This window comes from Neobacillus drentensis (genome assembly GCF_036966985.1).
GTDB classification, from domain to species: domain Bacteria; phylum Bacillota; class Bacilli; order Bacillales; family Cytobacillaceae; genus Neobacillus; species Neobacillus drentensis_E.
The window spans coordinates 1-385 of the sequence record NZ_JBALSN010000055.1 but is presented as its reverse complement, the minus strand read 5'-3'; the positions used below and the strand labels follow the sequence as shown (position 1 = coordinate 385).

Annotated in this window: 1 other RNA gene; it reads right to left on the bottom strand. The window is 39.0% G+C overall.

The features are described from left to right. Positions 1-234 precede the first annotated feature (234 nt). Positions 235-385, bottom strand: a transfer-messenger RNA (tmRNA) gene (ssrA, locus tag V7659_RS03890); the annotation flags it as partial.

Below are 385 nucleotides of genomic sequence, written 5' to 3'. Positions count from 1 at the left end.
ATTGAGCTAAACCGGCATTTATTTTGATATGATATTAAGTTTGTCCACGCTGGATAGATACGTCATCCTGACCTCAGAATGCTTATGCAAGCAGCAGCTCGGTCAGTATGCTGAAGACTATTCAAGGAGTATATTCGGTCGTGCTCTACCAATTGAGCTAAACCAGCCTAATACTTACGTCATATTTACATAATAATCGGATAATGAATTTTTTTCAAGATTTTTTTAAAATTTTAGTGGAAATGACGGGAGTTGAACCCGTGTGCAAAGATATTGGCACTTATACATCTACGAGTGTAGTCAGTAGAATTGATTTCACTTACTTCGTTAGCCTACTGACAGGCGTTGAAGCAGCTAGTCTGGTTCGTCTCTTCCTTCATCCTCA